This is a genomic window from Alteromonas sp. DY56-G5, assembly GCF_041414725.1.
Lineage (GTDB): Bacteria > Pseudomonadota > Gammaproteobacteria > Enterobacterales > Alteromonadaceae > Alteromonas > Alteromonas macleodii.
On sequence record NZ_JANHZQ010000025.1, the window covers coordinates 57,116 to 73,114 of the forward strand.

Annotated in this window: 16 protein-coding genes; 6 read left to right on the forward strand and 10 right to left on the reverse strand. The window is 46.1% G+C overall.

Annotated features, from left to right (window positions below; genetic code table 11):
• Window positions 1-69: 69 nt before the first annotated feature.
• Both NO989_RS13190 and NO989_RS13195 read right to left on the reverse strand, forming a co-directional pair.
• Window positions 70-1,353 (reverse strand): general secretion pathway protein GspB, encoded by a 1,284-nt coding sequence (locus NO989_RS13190; protein ID WP_371342699.1) that lies wholly within the window; start codon window positions 1,351-1,353, stop codon window positions 70-72.
• Complete coding sequence (locus NO989_RS13195) at window positions 1,346-2,257, reverse strand: ExeA family protein (RefSeq protein ID WP_014948480.1); 912 nt, start codon at window positions 2,255-2,257, stop codon at window positions 1,346-1,348. The genes NO989_RS13190 and NO989_RS13195 overlap by 8 nt, the downstream gene beginning before the upstream one ends.
• 219 nt (window positions 2,258-2,476) lie before the next feature.
• Here NO989_RS13195 and NO989_RS13200 point away from each other — a divergent pair, with 219 nt between their 5' ends.
• From NO989_RS13200 to hemW, 6 genes are all read left to right on the forward strand, one after another.
• A complete protein-coding gene (locus tag NO989_RS13200) occupies window positions 2,477-3,655 on the forward strand; it encodes a CCA tRNA nucleotidyltransferase (RefSeq protein WP_371342700.1) in 1,179 nt (392 codons plus the stop codon).
• Window positions 3,656-3,668: 13 nt separating this feature from the next.
• Window positions 3,669-4,703 carry a WD40 repeat domain-containing protein gene (locus NO989_RS13205; protein WP_371342701.1) on the forward strand — a complete coding sequence of 345 codons (1,035 nt, stop codon included), beginning with the start codon at window positions 3,669-3,671 and terminating at the stop codon, window positions 4,701-4,703.
• A gap of 274 nt (window positions 4,704-4,977) precedes the next feature.
• Window positions 4,978-5,691: a hypothetical protein gene (locus tag NO989_RS13210; protein WP_371342702.1), complete on the forward strand. Its 714-nt coding sequence runs from the start codon at window positions 4,978-4,980 to the stop codon at window positions 5,689-5,691.
• Window positions 5,692-5,764: 73 nt separating this feature from the next.
• Entirely contained in the window at window positions 5,765-6,991 is a 1,227-nt protein-coding gene (gene srmB / locus NO989_RS13215) for an ATP-dependent RNA helicase SrmB (protein ID WP_136780629.1), read from the forward strand.
• 220 nt (window positions 6,992-7,211) lie between these two features.
• A complete protein-coding gene (locus NO989_RS13220; protein ID WP_014948475.1) occupies window positions 7,212-7,814 on the forward strand; it encodes an XTP/dITP diphosphatase in 603 nt (200 codons plus the stop codon).
• Complete coding sequence (hemW, locus tag NO989_RS13225; protein WP_371342703.1) at window positions 7,807-8,946, forward strand: radical SAM family heme chaperone HemW; 1,140 nt, start codon at window positions 7,807-7,809, stop codon at window positions 8,944-8,946. The genes NO989_RS13220 and hemW overlap by 8 nt, the downstream gene beginning before the upstream one ends.
• A gap of 111 nt (window positions 8,947-9,057) precedes the next feature.
• Here the strand turns inward: hemW and NO989_RS13230 are convergent, their stop codons facing one another.
• The 8 genes from NO989_RS13230 to NO989_RS13265 form a co-directional block, all read right to left on the reverse strand.
• A complete protein-coding gene (locus NO989_RS13230; protein WP_014975812.1) occupies window positions 9,058-9,852 on the reverse strand; it encodes a YggN family protein in 795 nt (264 codons plus the stop codon).
• Between the two features lie 310 nt (window positions 9,853-10,162).
• Window positions 10,163-10,735, reverse strand: a complete 573-nt coding sequence (locus NO989_RS13235) for a DUF1566 domain-containing protein (RefSeq protein ID WP_014948472.1) — start codon at window positions 10,733-10,735, stop codon at window positions 10,163-10,165.
• 2 nt (window positions 10,736-10,737) lie between these two features.
• The gene (locus NO989_RS13240) at window positions 10,738-12,516 is read right to left on the reverse strand and encodes a DUF1566 domain-containing protein (protein WP_371342704.1); all 1,779 of its coding nucleotides are present in this window, start codon (window positions 12,514-12,516) and stop codon (window positions 10,738-10,740) included.
• 111 nt (window positions 12,517-12,627) lie between these two features.
• Window positions 12,628-13,140: a PAS domain-containing protein gene (locus NO989_RS13245; protein ID WP_014948470.1), complete on the reverse strand. Its 513-nt coding sequence runs from the start codon at window positions 13,138-13,140 to the stop codon at window positions 12,628-12,630.
• The gene (locus tag NO989_RS13250) at window positions 13,140-14,135 is read right to left on the reverse strand and encodes a response regulator (protein WP_014975809.1); all 996 of its coding nucleotides are present in this window, start codon (window positions 14,133-14,135) and stop codon (window positions 13,140-13,142) included. Before NO989_RS13250 ends, NO989_RS13245 begins: the two co-directional genes overlap by 1 nt.
• 366 nt (window positions 14,136-14,501) lie before the next feature.
• Window positions 14,502-15,212, reverse strand: coding sequence for an LrgB family protein (locus NO989_RS13255; protein WP_348670301.1), 711 nt, complete (start codon window positions 15,210-15,212; stop codon window positions 14,502-14,504).
• The gene (locus NO989_RS13260; protein ID WP_039224692.1) at window positions 15,209-15,610 is read right to left on the reverse strand and encodes a CidA/LrgA family protein; all 402 of its coding nucleotides are present in this window, start codon (window positions 15,608-15,610) and stop codon (window positions 15,209-15,211) included. Before NO989_RS13260 ends, NO989_RS13255 begins: the two co-directional genes overlap by 4 nt.
• 138 nt (window positions 15,611-15,748) lie before the next feature.
• Entirely contained in the window at window positions 15,749-15,934 is a 186-nt protein-coding gene (locus NO989_RS13265; RefSeq protein ID WP_371342705.1) for a LytTR family transcriptional regulator DNA-binding domain-containing protein, read from the reverse strand.
• Between the last annotated feature and the right edge of the window lie 65 nt (window positions 15,935-15,999).

The window sequence follows — 15,999 nt, forward strand, 5'->3', positions numbered from 1 at the left end:
GAAAAGGCCCTTTTCAAAGGGCCTTTTTTGTATTTCTTGTTAGTGTTTTTTGGAACTAACAGATAGCAATTACCAATCGGTTAACGCCGCCATAGTAAAAATCTCATCTTCGAAAGCAAGCACCACACGTTGCGCTTCAATATTGACTATCTGCACTCTATCGGCAATCCAGTCGCCCTCACCTATTTGACGGCCATTGACTCTCACCCATCTATCGGCAGGACGAGACGCATACATATGCGCGCTAAAGTTCATGGTAGGAAGTCGTGTTAACAAGCGAACGGGTAGCTGATCTACACGGGGTAGTTCGTCTTTAACCGTCACCCTTGTTTGCTCTTCAGCGGGTGTATTATCTTGTGCCTTTGAGTCTAGCGCTTCAACGGCAGCATTAAAACGGGCCATGAGCTCTGGTGACACGGATACGTCAGATTGAGACGCAGCTTCATTTAATACTTTCCCTTCATAATTCCCTGAAGTCTCAGTTTGTCTTGTATCCATTGAAGAGCCACGCTCATTTCCACTACTTCGCTCGGCGCCAGAACGTTGGGACACATCGTTATTGTAGCGATTCTGAGTACCTGTTGTGTTTGGGTTTGTATTTGGAACTGCACCTAAATCAGTATTTCGCGTTGCAGCTAAGTTGCCAACAGACTGGTTATTTACCATAGCGTTCGCTTGCGTGCCTTGCTGAGCTGCACCGCCGTTACTCATGTTTGCATTTACCGCCGTGTTAGCAGTTTCATTTAAACCTGCGCTTTGCCCACTTCCCTGAATGTTAGAAGATACCTGTTCACTTTCGTTGCTTGAAGTGCCTGGTGCTTCATTACTACTTTGCGTGGTCGTAAGCGCTGAAGCGCCTCCGCTTGCTTCAACCTGAGAAACTGAGCTTTCAGGGTCTGCCACCGGTACAGAAGCGGGTGCAGTTAGCATTGGCCACCAGCGTTTTGCCGTAGCGGCGGAAAAGCCAATGCATAAACCACCAAGAATAACGACGGCAAAAAGCGCAACTTGCTTGGTGTAAAGCTTCCATGCTGACGGAAGCCCTTCTACTGTGGGTAAAAACAAGCTTCGATTAAACTGCTCGTTAAGGGATTTATCAAATTTGGCGGTAGTGTCGTGCTCGCCCCGAAGCAAGGCTTGGGTTTGTGTTCTATGATGAACTGCCGGCGCTATTTCCACGGTTTGCTCAGGGTCTATTTCTACCTCTTGCACGCCCATTTCAGACAAGCCCTGCACCATAGCATCGCTGGTCACTAAACCCGACTTTCTAATTTTAACTGGCCCATTTTGCTTGGTAATTTGAACAATCACCATACCGGGCACTAAATTTTCAATGGCAACGATATTAGACATACAAACTCCCTAACCCGTAGCCGAATATGATGGCCAAAACAAACGCCGATGCGAGATACCATTTACGCTGACTTTGCACGCGCTGACTGACAACATCTTCACCAAGAATTTGCTCTGCCGCGGCCAAGAATATAGGCTTTTGCACAACCGCATGCTGCTTAGTAAAAGATAAGGTTAACGCCCGATCGCACAGCAAATTAATTACCCTTGGGATCCCACCAGTAATTTGATGCACCGCGCGCAATGTAGACTTACTGAAAATGCTGATATCACCTTCAGCCACGCTTAAGCGGTGTGCTATGTAAGCACTAACTTCTGGCGCAGTTAAGGGCAGCAGATGATAACGAGCGGTAATGCGTTGAGCCAGCTGACGTAATTCGTTACGCTTTAACAACTGCTGTAATTCAGGCTGACCTATCAATACTACTTTTAACAGTTTTTCACGATTCGTTTCTAGGTTGGTCAATAAACGAAGTTGTTCTAGTACTTCGGGCAACAGATGCTGCGCTTCATCAACCATTAGTACCGTATTCATACCTGACTGATGATTCTCTGCTAACTTAGACAAAATCAAATCGGTGAAGTACTTAAGGCTTGCTTTTTCAGGTGTATAAGCCAAGCCCAGCTCATCACAAACCGTTGCTAATAGCTCAAGGGCGGACAAGGTAGGATTCAAAATCATGGCTACCTGCGTATTATCGGGTAGCTGCTGCAACAGTTTTCTCGATACCGTTGTTTTTCCCGTGCCCACTTCTCCGGTGAGCATTACAAAACCACCGCTTTCTCTGAGGCCAAAGGTCAAATGGGCCAAAGCCTCTTTGTGCCTTGGGCTCATATACAAATAATCGGGGTTAGGCGCAATCGAAAAAGGATTGTCATTTAACCCGAAGTAGTTCAAATACATGGTTGCTGAAGCGCCTATCTGTTTTAATTTTTAACGACGATTAAACTACCAGACGCAACCTTGAAGTGAAAGCGCATAACGATGTGGCTACGAATTTTATTTGTAACATTGCTATACTGCGCCTCTGTTATCTTGGGAAGGTTGATTTTCGTTACACGTCAAAAGTCGATGGATTCCCAATATAAAAAGTATTACTGACTAAAAAATCGTTGGAAAAGCATGCAAGTATATCTCGTTGGTGGCGCAGTACGTGACGCACTGTTAAACAGAAAAGTTGTTGAACGCGACTATGTCGTGGTGGGCGCCACGCCAGAAGAAATGCTCAGCCAGGGTTTTACCCAAGTAGGCAAAGACTTCCCTGTTTTTTTACACCCTAAAACACAGGAAGAATACGCACTTGCACGTACAGAACGTAAGTCAGGAAAAGGTTACACCGGTTTCGTATGCGATGCATCAAGCTCGGTCACGTTAGAAGAAGATTTGTTACGCAGGGACCTTACCGTTAACGCGATAGCGCAAGACAACCTTGGAAACCTTATCGACCCCTATGGTGGTAAAAAAGATTTAGAAAACCGCCTACTTCGCCACGTATCTGAAGCCTTTAGTGAAGACCCTTTACGCGTATTTCGCGTTGCTCGGTTTGCCACCCGCTATGCTTATTTGGGGTTTACTATCGCTACTGAAACCATGGCTCTTATGCAGTCTATGGCGCAAAGCGGCGAGCTAAGCACGCTAAGTGCAGAGCGGGTATGGCAAGAAACAAAGCGCAGTCTTTTAGAGAAAACACCGCATGTTTTTTTCACTGTATTAAAGCAAGCCCATGGCCTCAATGACTGGTTTACTGAGCTTAAAAGAAACGTAGATACTGCTCTGGAAACGTTAAAAACGGCGGTAGACCTAGAAAAGGTTGAAAACGAGAGCGTTGTTAAAGACACGGGTTCAGAAACCCCATTACCTGAAAGCAGCGATTCAGAAACCGCTAGGCTGATAACAAGGTTTACTGCCCTGCTCACTCACCTTAATGAGGAACAAGCGAAACAGTTATGCAGTCGGCTCAAAGTGCAAAACCAAGTTAGTGAAATCGTCCGCCTTGCCTGTAAATTCAAAGGCTTTCTTTTGAACGCTCAGAACTCGCCCGCCGATTTACTTGCCTTGTTCAATGGCTGTGATGCGTGGCGTAGAGAAGAACGTTTCACATTGTTACTTAGCGCTTTTGCACCTTATGCTCATAACAAGGGCATAGATTGGCAACGCCAACGAAAGCGAATTGAAAATGCATTATCAGCCGCCAACCAAGTGAACGTGCAAGATATCATTGCCACGGGCGTTAAAGGCCCTGGAATAAAAGACGCGCTTAACCGGGCAAAGCTATCCGCTATTGCCTCTATTAATACATAATTGTGCTAAAGCAATGATCGAAAGAAAAACGTACGGACGCTTTCTCTCACCTTTAGCGTCACCACTTTTTTATTTACTTTTCACCGTTCTCCTTGCGCTTTTTGGTTGCACTGAAGAGACGCGCGTATTACCTGTTCACGAGTTTCGCTTTACCCAAGAGCCAGTGAGGAAAGCTGCGCTTTCGGAGGATGCCCGTCTTGCGGCATTCATTTTTGACGACTCCTCGGTGTCTGTTTGGGATGTTGATGAAAAACGAGAGCGCTACAAATGGCATAGTGACGTGCTTGATGAAGAGTCACTGCACCTCATTACGTTTTCCAAAGACAAGGCATGGTTAGCGCTCACAGGCTATTGGAGCACTACACTGATTAACTTGCACTCAGGTGATGTGGTAGGTAGTTGGCATTTTAGTGGTAAAGATCCCGGCGCCACAGCGTCATCAACTTCCCTATCCCACCATGGTGACAGCGCACTAGTTGGTATGACTGACGGTACCGTATTGCTACTAAATTTTGATAACGGTACTGCATTGCAATACCAGCACAATACAATGAAAGTGCTTCATGTAGGCTATTTTTCTGATGACTATGCGTTTTCTGGAGGAATAGATAAGCGCTGGTTTCTATGGGACTTAGACAAAAACGATGTGTTGCTGGAAAGGCAATATCGCAGTCGAGTTACCGCTTCAGTGCTAGACAATAGAGCTCAGCGAGCTTTTATATCCGATGCGCTGAACAGCCACGAAATTATTGATCTCGCCACCCATGAAGTGATCTCTGAACTACAATTTATGGAACGTTTCCGCTTTTTCCGAAAAGGGTTATTTTTAGAAAACGGTGACTACCTAATGACAACATCACCCAAATCAGTGGTAACGCTATGGCATGCTAACTCTGGCGAAGAGATAGCCTCATGGGAAATTAAACGCTACTCAAGCGAAGCCACCACTCACGCTATAACACTGAACGAGGATGGTGATGTTGTTACCCTCTCCTCTGATGGCGTGCTTCAAAACTGGGATTACCGCGCACTGGTTACACCACTGTGATATACCTAATGCCGATACCGTCCCTCACAGCCTTTGTCCCACCTTTTTGCTAACAAGTTTTCGTTTACACCGCTGGAACATGTCGCTATTATCGAGTTTAGATTACAAATGTAATCCTTAACTGTATTTGTGCGTTCTTGTGCAACAGTTGCTCGCTAGTTATTCGTTGCTTGTTCGCAGCTCGTTAAATAACAGCTTCAAAGCGCGCTTCGCTTTAAACAAACGATTCGCCCTTTTAAATGAAAAAATCTGGCATCGGCTTGGAGATTCTTAAGTGAAAAAAACAATAATAACGTACCTTATAACTTTAGCTTTTCCCCTTATAGTTAGTGGATGTGCAAGCCCCCCAACCGTCTACCTTTATGGCAAATATCTTGAACCGTCCAAAGTTCAAGCCTTATCTGAACAGTTAACGGACCAAGGCTTGAATGTTGAAGTAAACGACTTTGATTTTCCTACATCCGTGTCTACAAATACGTTGATCTATTCATTGCTGCTACAATCACCAGAAGCAATCGACAATACCACTAGCATCGCAGAGCATGCGGGTTACTCTATAAACCGTGTCCAATCGCTCACTAAAGGCAATCATTGGTATACTAAAAACTCTTTGGCGCTGTTCGTGTTTCCTGACGGCAATCGCCCCCACGGAACCCTCCTTGCCCAAGATCTTATCCATAACTATATCGCCAATGGATGTGGTAACGGCGAGCGCCTCACGCTGTACAAAGACGGTACGTATACCCTCACACTTCAAACGCCCACATCTTCAGAAGACGTAAAGGGTAAATGGAAGTATCGCCAGTTTCCTTACCTAGAGCTTCAAGAACCAAATTCACCGTACGCCAACTACTACTTCGAAATTTCACGGGTTGAAAGTGAGGATAAAGTGAGTAAGCTCGATTTGACGCACTTGCACTTACTTAACGCCAACAGTACCAACCCGTTAGCATCAGAATGTGTATTTACCTACGGTGTGCGAATTTAACGCCAGTTTTTCTCAATGTTTTGGTATAGCAATGCTACAATACGCCCCATTCATTTAGAGCGTTTTTTATACTATGACTTTCGAAGAACTCGAATTAGACGAAGCACTGTGTCACGCAGCTGCCGATATGGGGTTTGAAACTCCAACTAGCATTCAAGAACTGGTTATCCCGCATGCGTTGGATGGACGAGATATCTTGGCCTCTGCTCCTACAGGTACGGGTAAAACAGCCGCTTTCTTATTGCCTGCATGCCAGTTTTTACTTGATTATCCGCGCAGACAGCCTGGTGCTACACGTATTTTGATCCTAACGCCTACCCGCGAGTTAGCGCTACAGGTTTACGAACAAGCGGTTGCTATCACCAAACATACGCAAATTGTGTGCGGGGTAATAACCGGTGGTATTAACTACGGTACCGATAAAGAAACCTTAAGCAAGAATCTCGATATTCTTGTGGCCACGCCAGGTCGTTTGCTTGAGCATATCGAAAAAGAAGCCGCAGATTGCCGTGATATCGAGTGCTTGATCCTTGACGAAGCTGACCGCATGTTGGATATGGGTTTCTCAACGGTAGTTAACCAAATTGCTGCCGAAGCGCGCTGGCGCAAGCAAAACTTATTGTTCTCTGCCACGCTTGAAGGCAAAGGCGTTAAGACCTTCGCTCATGACATCCTTAACAATCCTGAAGTGATTGAAGCGAACCCATCGCGCAAAGAAAAAAACAAAATTCATCAGTGGTATCACCTTGCTGACGACATGAATCACAAGCAAGCGTTGCTGGTGAATATTTTGAAGCAAGAAACCACGACGTCAGCGGTTGTGTTTGTGAAAACCCGCGAACGCCTGCAAATGCTTAAGGACTTCTTAGCCTCGAAAGATATTCCAGTGTGCTGGCTACAGGGTGAAATGCCACAAGACAAACGTATTGCAGCGCTAGCCCGTTTCAAAAGTGGTGAAGTACCTATCTTGCTGGCAACGGATGTTGCTGCCCGCGGTATTGATGTGCCTAACGTGAGCCATGTTATTAACTTCGACATGCCGCGCAAAGCCGACGTTTACGTGCACCGCATTGGCAGAACCGGCCGCGCTGGCGCCAAAGGTACTGCAATATCTTTGGTTGAGGCCCACGATTTTGACATGGTAGCCAAAACCGCACGATACATGGGCGAACCACTTAAAGCTCGCGTTATTGACGAGCTACGCCCTAAAAACAAAACGCCTAAGATTGGCCCCAAAAAGAAAAAAGTGAAGGCCAAAGACAAAGCCAAGGCAAAAGCTAAGCCTAAAAAGAAAAAGTAAAACTCGAGCACGTAGAGGGTGAGTGATGCGATGGCCGAAGGTTGGGAGTGGCTTTCGCAAACACGCGGTAAACACATCCGTGTGCGCTCCGCTGCCGCATCCCTGCGGCAGAGGGTTTGCTCAAACCACTCCCAACCTTCGTCCTGAATAACCTAGTGTAACCCGATAAATGTGTTCGAGCTTATTTCAGGGGCAAAGAAAAAATGAGGAGTCTGGCACAATGAAATTCCCAGAAAAGATTGTTTTAGCCACAGGTAATCAAGGCAAGGTGCGAGAGTTTGCATCCTTATTTGCAGATTACGGCGTAGACGTTGTGGCGCAAAAAGAATTAGGTGTATCTGATGTGCCTGAAACAGGTACAACATTCGTTGAAAATGCCATTATTAAAGCGCGTCATGCGGCACAAGTAACAGGCCTTCCTGCTATTGCTGACGACTCGGGTTTAGTGGTTGACGCCCTCGGCGGTGCACCCGGTATTTATTCAGCCCGCTATGCTGGCGCTGATGCAACTGACGATACCAATATCGACAAGCTATTAGCTGCCCTAGATGGCGAAACCCAGCGTAAAGCGCATTTCTTCTGTACATTAGTGTTTATGCGCCATGCTGACGACCCAGTGCCATTAGTTAGTCAAGGTAAATGGCAAGGTGAAATTTTAACTGCTCGCTCTGGTAACGACGGTTTTGGTTACGACCCGGTATTTCACGTGCCAACTCATGGCTGCACAGCTGCAGAATTGGAGAAAGCCGAAAAGAACCGTATTAGCCATCGCGGCAACGCCTTAGCGATTTTGCTTGATAATATGAGAGCGACTTTTGCGTAATCCACCGCTTAGCCTTTATATCCACATTCCTTGGTGTGTTCAAAAGTGTCCGTACTGTGACTTTAACTCTCACGGGCTTAAATCTGATTTACCCGAGAAAGAATATGTGGCGCACCTGCTGGACGATTTAGCCATTGATGCCAAACGCATTGGCGACCGCCCTGTCGAGACAATCTTTATAGGCGGTGGCACGCCCAGTTTGTTTTCAAGCGAGGCCATGGCTGACATCTTAAAAGGCGTCAAACAGCGGGTTAACTTGAGCGACACTGCTGAAATCACCATGGAAGCCAACCCAGGTACCGTTGAGGCTGGTAAGTTTGCGGGCTTTTATCAGGCAGGCATAAACCGAATATCGGTGGGCATTCAAAGCTTTCAGCCGAAGCATTTAAAAGTGCTAGGCCGTATCCACGATGAGAGCCAAGCTGAAAATGCGGTAAAACAAGCACACAGCGCAGGGCTACCCACGTTTAATTTAGATCTCATGCATGGTCTACCTGAGCAAAGCGTAGAGAATGCCATGGGAGATTTAAAGCAAGGTATTGAGCTCGCTCCCTATCACCTGTCGTGGTACCAGCTTACTATCGAGCCAAACACGCCTTTCTATTCAAAGCCGCCAGAACTGCCAGACGACGACATCCTGTGGGAAATACAGGAAAAAGGCCACAGCCTCTTAGAGCGTGCAGGCTATCACCAGTACGAAATTTCAGGCTACGCCAAAGCCGGGCACCAATGCCGCCATAACCTGAATTACTGGCGTTTTGGCGATTACTTAGGTATTGGATGCGGTGCCCACGGGAAGATTACCGATGCCGCTAACGGCACAATTCATCGTACCGTTAAAGTGAAGCATCCAAGAGGCTACATGGAAATGAGCCGCCCGTATTTAGATACGCAAACGCTGGTTAGTGCAGACGACCTGCCGTTTGAGTTTTTTATGAATAGGTTTCGTTTAGTTGAGCCTTGCCCGATGAGTGATTTTAGTGACTTCACAGGTACTGAGTTAACGGATGACGTTAAACGCGCACTGTCTGATGCTCATCACCAGGGGCTACTTTCTATTTCAGATAGTCACTGGCAGGTAACCGCTAAAGGACGTAGATATCTTAACTCTCTGCTGTCGTGTTTCGTATAACCTTGCCCATTTGAGCCAACCGAAAAGCTAGATCAAAAAAGCCTGCTCACGCAGGCTTTTCTGTCTTAATCAGTCTTTAACCAGGATTAGTACACGTATTACTTATTTCAGCTAGTTTTCACTCTTATCATGTCGCGTAATGATATTGTAAGGCTTGAAAGCAGGCACGCTTGCGCGAAGGTTTTCTTCCGCTACGTCTAAGCGTTTGAGCTTTTCACAAAACCACTCTGCCTTTTTACGCAATGTCGTAGCCTTATCACCCACATCAAGGTGCTCACCCACGTTATTGAGCTGACGAGTAATTTCCGCTACTTTCTCTTGATTTACTTCGCCACTTCCAGTGTTGATACCACTGATCGCCGATAATATACCGCCAACAGAGGTAGAAATTGCTTCCTCAAGCTGCGCTTCAATTTCACTATCCACGAATTCATCAACGCTTTCCAGTGATCCTGGGCCGATAAAATAATGATTACTGGCATGCCTGAATTTATCTTTCACGCGGTTTTGAACACGCTTCATAGCAGCATTCAAACGCTCATAGCTGTCGTGATCACTGCCTACTAAGCCTAGGTAAACATGCTCAATGGTATCAATAGCTAAATCTACACCTTCAGTGGCCAAAATAATCATTTTTGGTACTACATAGTGTAACCCTGAAGAATACTCTTCTAGCCACTGCCGTTCTTGCTCATTCAAGGTTTGCCAACGTCCACCTACAAATAGCTGGTTTTGGTCATTAATCTGAACTACGGTGCGGGTTTTATCCATTACGCGAAGCTGTTCGTTATTAACGGCAATACCGTAAGCAAAATCGATATTACAGGTATATTCAGCCTGCGCCGATGTGCTAAGTCCAGCGAATAAACAAATTGTAAAAAGGGCAGCCTTAAGGCTCGATATCATTTTCATACCAACATTGTGGCTAGCTTACTGGGAAATAAAAAGCCATCATGAGTCTAACGTGCTAAAAATCAGGTTGAACATGTCGATATTATCAATCTACTCAAAACGCAGCTTGATACTAGGGCCTGTAGACTTTTGTTATTCACCAAAGGTCAACAGGCTCTAAGCAAGAGTGTCGATTTTCTTTAAAATTGACGTTCAAACCAAAAAACAAAGCACGCATTATAGAGCGTGCTTTGTTGATAAAAAGTCTAAGGGTCAGATACTAGACGAAAGACTAATACGAAGCGGTGTAGATCTTTATCTACACCTATTCGTTGGTGTAGGTGCGCACCAATCGTACGTAAATGAAACGGTCTTTCTCTTTAATCGAATGGCTCGCATTAAAGAATGCAACAACCCAGGCTCTGTCTGGATCATCTGCCGAAGGGGTAGAAGTCCAAAAATCATCTGGCGGCGTTGCAGGAAAAAGCGAGCTATTAATCGCCGGGCGTACGCAGTCGCGTTCCGTTAAGGTGGCCAACTCTTTAACGTTGGGCAAGCGCCATCCTAGCAGGTCTTCGTTACTCGCCTGCTGCGCAAGTTGTAGCGCCTGCTGCCACGTATACTTTACCGCTTCACCACTGCAAGTTGAGCCGTCCCAAGTTTGCCCTTCGGAACATCGTCTCCATACTAAATCTGTGGTGGTATCCAACAAAGTACTGGTAGTCACTGCTTCAAAGTTATCGTTGGGCGTGGTTTCTAGTCCATCAGACAAGCACTCTTGAGCGAAAGCTGAAAGCGATGCACTAGCAAGCAACGTCGAGGCCGCAACCATTTTGAGTGTAGTTAGCACTGCGCTTTTCAGTACGCGTTGAGCGGATTTATTAACTTTATTGCTCATGACTATCTCCCTGCTCTTACAAGACGAACACGCGCCGCTGATGACTTATTAAGAAAGTTATCGACACCTGAATCGAAACCCAATGCCCATGCATTTTGTGCATCATCACTGTTTACCCCATCAGCACTTGGCACTGAGGTCCAATACCATAGGGGCTCGGTAGAGACTGCACCGGTGTTAGGGAAGTAATCTTCATCAATGGCCACGTCGTCGGCAATGCCTAAATGCATTAACGAAAAGAGTTCATGGTGAGTAGGTAGCCGCCAGTCGTAAAAACCACACAGACCCTGTGCGTTAACCGCCTGTACATATGCAGAGGTATTACAGCTGGTTAATAAGCACGTTGCATTCGCGCCTGTCTGGTCGCCCTCAAAACCGCCATTTACCTCTTCGCTGTACCAAGAATAGGTGTAGTCTTTATCTTGAAATGCCCCATCGTCAGTTTTAACTTCCCACACCAATCCGGTGACATTGTCTCGAACGCACGACCACGTATCTGCGCTGGCGTCTTGTTCGTCGCCATTGGCATTTAAACGGGTAAAGTCGAAGCCGGCTTTACCACGCCCAGCTTTTTCAATTAAGCCACTCTGTTCAATAATATCAGCTCCGCGTTGTCCGTCTTGGCCAGGAAAATCATTTTGCTGCGCCTCTGTTAACGCATTATTGGTGGCTTGCTGCAAAAATCCCGTGTCATTCAATAGCGGCGTCGGCATGGGGCGTATTCTAACGTTAATGGTGTCTTCAACACTGTTGTTGTTAGCGTCTGTTACAGTAAGTGTATAGGCCACCACAGTCGCGGTGGATACGGAAGGGGCAATAGCAAACGTAGATAGTGCATCGTTGTCATCTACCGGGCGAGCTGCCACTCCGGTGTTTGCCCCATTGTTAGATGTAACGTTGTTACTGCGCTCCCAAGAATAAGTAAGCGGTAAAGCACTGGGAATACTGGTGCTTGCTTCACCATCCAAAATAACCACCTCACCACTGAAAACGCCTTGCGAGAAGCCCGCATCAACCACAGGCAGTGTCTCGGTTTCAGACTGCACTGAGATTGTCACTGTGTCTACGTCGGTTGCACCTTCGCTATCAGTTACTTCAAGTTGAAAAGTGAGTTCCTGAGACTCGTTAGCGATAGGCGTAGTAATTGTTAAGGTAGAAAGGTTCGTTTCCACTCCCGTAATAACGTTAGTGCCGCTGGTTTGAGACCAAACATAATCGGCAATTTCGCCATCGGACGTAGATGAGTCAGTATCGCTGCTTCCCGTGCCATCAAAAATAATTTCAACGCCGCCTGGGAAAGTATTCGCTGGCAGACCTTCCCACGCAGGCACATCAATACTTGCTTCCGGCGCTATGTTTACCGGCGCAACAGTAATTACCGTGAAGTCACTAGCCGTATTACCGCTTTGATCGTTTACCGAGACGGTAAGCGTGTATTCAGTGGCGCTATTAACTAACGGCGCAACGAAGCTCGCTGCAGAAGCGCTGGTGTCTTCATGTGTAATGGTCAGCGATGGAGACGCGCTCCAGTTGTACGTATACTTGCCATCACCACCACTCACTTGTGCACTTAGTGAATAGGTCACGCCTTCCGTTACGGTAGCGTTAGCGCCTGCATTAACAACTAAGTTGCCATTGCCAGATCCCCCACCACTAGAGTCACCATCTCCGCCTCCGCCACCACCGCAGGCTGCTAGAATGAAAGCACCACCAATAACTGCAAGCCCGCGTATTACGGTGCGAGGAAGGTAGCTTGAAAATGAAGACGAACTTGATTGCATACGTACTCCCATCGCACTCTGTGCCGCTGTTCTATGCTCAGTGCGAGTAAAAACTTGATGTAGATAGAACCGCAAGATGAACAATATACTCTCACGGATTACACGTAGCGGTTATAAGAAGGTTTTCTTTGCTCTATCTGATTGTGAGCTTGCTTCTTGCGCTTCAGACACTGTTACTTGTAGCGCTTCTAGCTGCTTTTTACCTACCGCTACATCAGTCATGTCGTAAATCATCATACTGATAAAATCCACCTTACCCGTCGCAGAGGTAAGAGGAGAAAGTGTGATGTTTTGGTACATGAATGACTCACTACCTGTAATCGGCCGGTAGTTTGGAAACTTGAACAAATAAGGGCGTTGTTCCCATGTCATAAAGGCACGGGTTTTTAGGTCGAAAACGGGCTTAGCTTTCTTAATAAACCAGTCTTGTTTGATTGCGGGAAATAACGAAAATAACGTTTTGTCTCTTACTTCACTCGGCAAAAGCCCACTGTGACTTTCCATAAAACCGTTCCACACTTGCACTGTGAAGTTGCGGTCTAGTACGACAATGCCAACGTCTACCGTTTGTAGCATGTCCATCATCCAGTGAAATTCTTGTAACTCATCTAAATGCTGGCTCATTAAAAATCCTCCAACAAGTGGGCGAGTTTAGAATTCATCATTTTCATAGACTCTTCCGTGAACAACAAAATCAAATCACACTGAACATTGTAGCCTTCCAAGCCATAGCTAAGTTCAATCGCCAACGTTCGCTTCCATTTTATTTGGTTCATGCTGATAATTTCAGTGATGGCACGGTGTTGACCAAGTACAATGGGGTGACCTTGGCTGAAGTTAATGTCCATTTGATGGGCCAGCCCTGTTAAACAGGTGCCAATCAAAATACTCGCAGCATCCATAAGCAGCTCTAACTGAAGCTGGTCGTCAACTTCGCCTTCTACATTGAGTATTTTAGCCACGTCGTCAAAGCTAGAGTCGCTCAAAATACACAATGCCTCACCACTAACACCTGGCCCTAAGAAGCCTTGGCATACCGCAGTAACTTGTTCATGGCTCTCAATATCAGAAAGCATCATGTGAAGTTCAGACACTTCAATTAAATTAACGTTGGGAATAGGCAGTTCAACAAACACGTTCATGGTGCGGGCTAAATGATCCCCCGCTTGCCCCATGGCTATGTTAGTGATTTCTTGGTAACAATCGCGGATTTCAGGGTCTAGCGGTGAAACTTCTTCCGGCTCTTCCTCTTCAACATGAAGAATGTTGAATTTATCTAGTACCTCGGCCAGCTTCTTAGGATCCACCGGCTTTCGAATAAAGTCCAAAGCGCCAAGCGATGTCACTCTTTCATGAGCTTCAGGCTGAATATCACCAGACACAACAATAACTTTGGTTTTAAGACCTTGTTTCTGAATTGCTTCTAATGTGCCGTACCCATCTAAAACGGGCATATTGAGGTCGAGCAATAGAAGATCGCCCTTTCCTTCAGCGAGAGCCGATAGAGCATCTTGACCATTCTTCGCAAAATGTACGGCCACTTCCCAATCTTGAGGAAGGCATTTAGCCACTTGCTTGCGCGCAACTAACGAGTCGTCACATACGAGTACAGAAAACATTAAGTTCTTTTACCACCTAGCTTTTGAAACCAGCTACCGCCGGTATTTTCTAGCAATTTCAATTGTATCGGCACAACTACTGTGAACTGAAGTAACGATTTGAGTTAACTTACACTTCGCAGTAACCCGGTTACTTTTTGTTTGAATAGATACCATGCATATAGTGATACGAAACACCTCACTAAGAAATAGCACTTTTGGGGAATATTGCCAGCACGTTTTTACTCACAAACATCAGCGCGCGTTGATTCTTTGCTACGCGTTTTTCCAGCAGCTTGTGCACCTTTTAGCCAAGGCGGGTAATTGCAGGCTTGGTCAGACTAAATCACAACGAATAGATAGAACGCCAAGATACGAGAAAAGCTATCAAATAAAGAAACCAAAAATGACAGGTAGTGCCAACGCAGTAAATATACCATTTACACAAAGGCCTAGAGTCGCCATCGCCGCCACGTCTTCCCCCATTTGAATAGCTTTGGCTGTACCAATTGCGTGGGCCACCGTGCCCATAGCAATACCTTGCGCCTGTCGATTTTGTACATTGAGGACCGCAAACACACCAGTAGCCACAATGGCTCCAACTACACCCGTCACAATGACAAAAACGGCAGCCAATGCGGGAATGCCGCCAACCTGCGCACTCGACTCCATAGCAAGGGGCGTGGTGATTGATTTAGCTAACATGGTAATTTGTATTGCACGCGGTGCATCTAGTGCAAACAAAGTAAGCCACGCGGTGAAAGGCGCGAGTATGCCACCAAAAACAATACTCGCCATTAACCGCCAGCCGTAGTGCTTTAGCTTTTGCCATTGTCTGTAAATGGGTAGTGCTAATGCCACAGTGATAGGCCCTAGCAACCAATGCAACAAAGAAGCCGCCTGTTGATACTCAGTAACCCCTGTTTCAGTTAAATAAAGGCCAGCTGACACAATCAGCGCGGTAACGACAATGGGATGCGCTAGCGGGTGACCTTTGCATTTTTTGTTCACCCAAAGGGCAATAATGTAGCCAATTATTGAAACGCTAAGCCACAATAACCCCGTTAAGCTAAATGCTTGATGTAGAGCCTCCTTCATTCTTGCTTTCCACCCTTGCTTGCCACATCTGAGCCGCTGCCACTTTTGCTGTTAAACAATTGCTGCGAAAACCAAGCAGTTATCCCTAAACTTATCGAGGTCGTTACAATAATCGCGATAGCAATGGCAAGTGCATTGGACTGAATGTCAGCCCAATAAATAGATACACCAAGTACGGCTGGAATAAACAGTAAGGACATATGCTTCAAGGGAAAAGTAACAAAGCGCGCCGTGTGAACCTCAAGCTGAGGAAAAAGAAAAAGCATCGCGAGTAAAAGGAATAAGCCCATTAATGGGCCTGGAATAGGAAGGGCACTCACATTAACGACAACTAGCCCAAGATAATAAGCAGCAAACACTAAAACTGCGCCCACTATCATGTTTCTTACATCTCGCACTATCGCTCCTTATTAGGCCTAGCAGGTCCTAGTACTTATTCCCAAAATTCAGTGAGTAAGTGTAACGATAAGCGAGTTAGACCACCAGCAGTACCATGGTCGTATAGTAGAATGTTGCACTGAAATGCGATTTGACGTTCAGTCTGTTAGCCAAAACTGATAGTAATACTTGTGAGTAATCTTGAACGCTTCGCCACCTTGCATGACAACTCGCTGCTGATTGAGTTTTTGTTCCAGGTGCGCGATATGTTTTGCGTTGACCGCCACAGAGCGGTTACAGCGTTTAAAATTCTGCTCTCCCAAACGCTTAAGTGACGTGGTCAAGCAAATTCACACAACCCAGTTAAGCCGCTTTTCCTAAATTTGCCATATCAGCCTCATATTGATTT

Excerpts from the sequence above, each read along its gene's own strand:
- NO989_RS13190 (WP_371342699.1), bottom strand. The coding sequence starts at position 1,353 with ATGTCTAATATCGTTGCCATTGAAAATTTAGTGCCCGGTATGGTGATT.
- NO989_RS13195 (WP_014948480.1), bottom strand. The coding sequence starts at position 2,257 with ATGTATTTGAACTACTTCGGGTTAAATGACAATCCTTTTTCGATTGCG.
- NO989_RS13200 (WP_371342700.1), top strand. The coding sequence starts at position 2,477 with ATGCAAGTATATCTCGTTGGTGGCGCAGTACGTGACGCACTGTTAAAC.
- NO989_RS13205 (WP_371342701.1), top strand. The coding sequence starts at position 3,669 with ATGATCGAAAGAAAAACGTACGGACGCTTTCTCTCACCTTTAGCGTCA.
- srmB (WP_136780629.1), top strand. The coding sequence starts at position 5,765 with ATGACTTTCGAAGAACTCGAATTAGACGAAGCACTGTGTCACGCAGCT.
- NO989_RS13220 (WP_014948475.1), top strand. The coding sequence starts at position 7,212 with ATGAAATTCCCAGAAAAGATTGTTTTAGCCACAGGTAATCAAGGCAAG.
- NO989_RS13230 (WP_014975812.1), bottom strand. The coding sequence starts at position 9,852 with ATGATATCGAGCCTTAAGGCTGCCCTTTTTACAATTTGTTTATTCGCT.
- NO989_RS13235 (WP_014948472.1), bottom strand. The coding sequence starts at position 10,735 with ATGAGCAATAAAGTTAATAAATCCGCTCAACGCGTACTGAAAAGCGCA.
- NO989_RS13240 (WP_371342704.1), bottom strand. The coding sequence starts at position 12,516 with ATGCAATCAAGTTCGTCTTCATTTTCAAGCTACCTTCCTCGCACCGTA.
- NO989_RS13245 (WP_014948470.1), bottom strand. The coding sequence starts at position 13,140 with ATGAGCCAGCATTTAGATGAGTTACAAGAATTTCACTGGATGATGGAC.
- NO989_RS13250 (WP_014975809.1), bottom strand. The coding sequence starts at position 14,135 with ATGTTTTCTGTACTCGTATGTGACGACTCGTTAGTTGCGCGCAAGCAA.
- NO989_RS13255 (WP_348670301.1), bottom strand. The coding sequence starts at position 15,212 with ATGAAGGAGGCTCTACATCAAGCATTTAGCTTAACGGGGTTATTGTGG.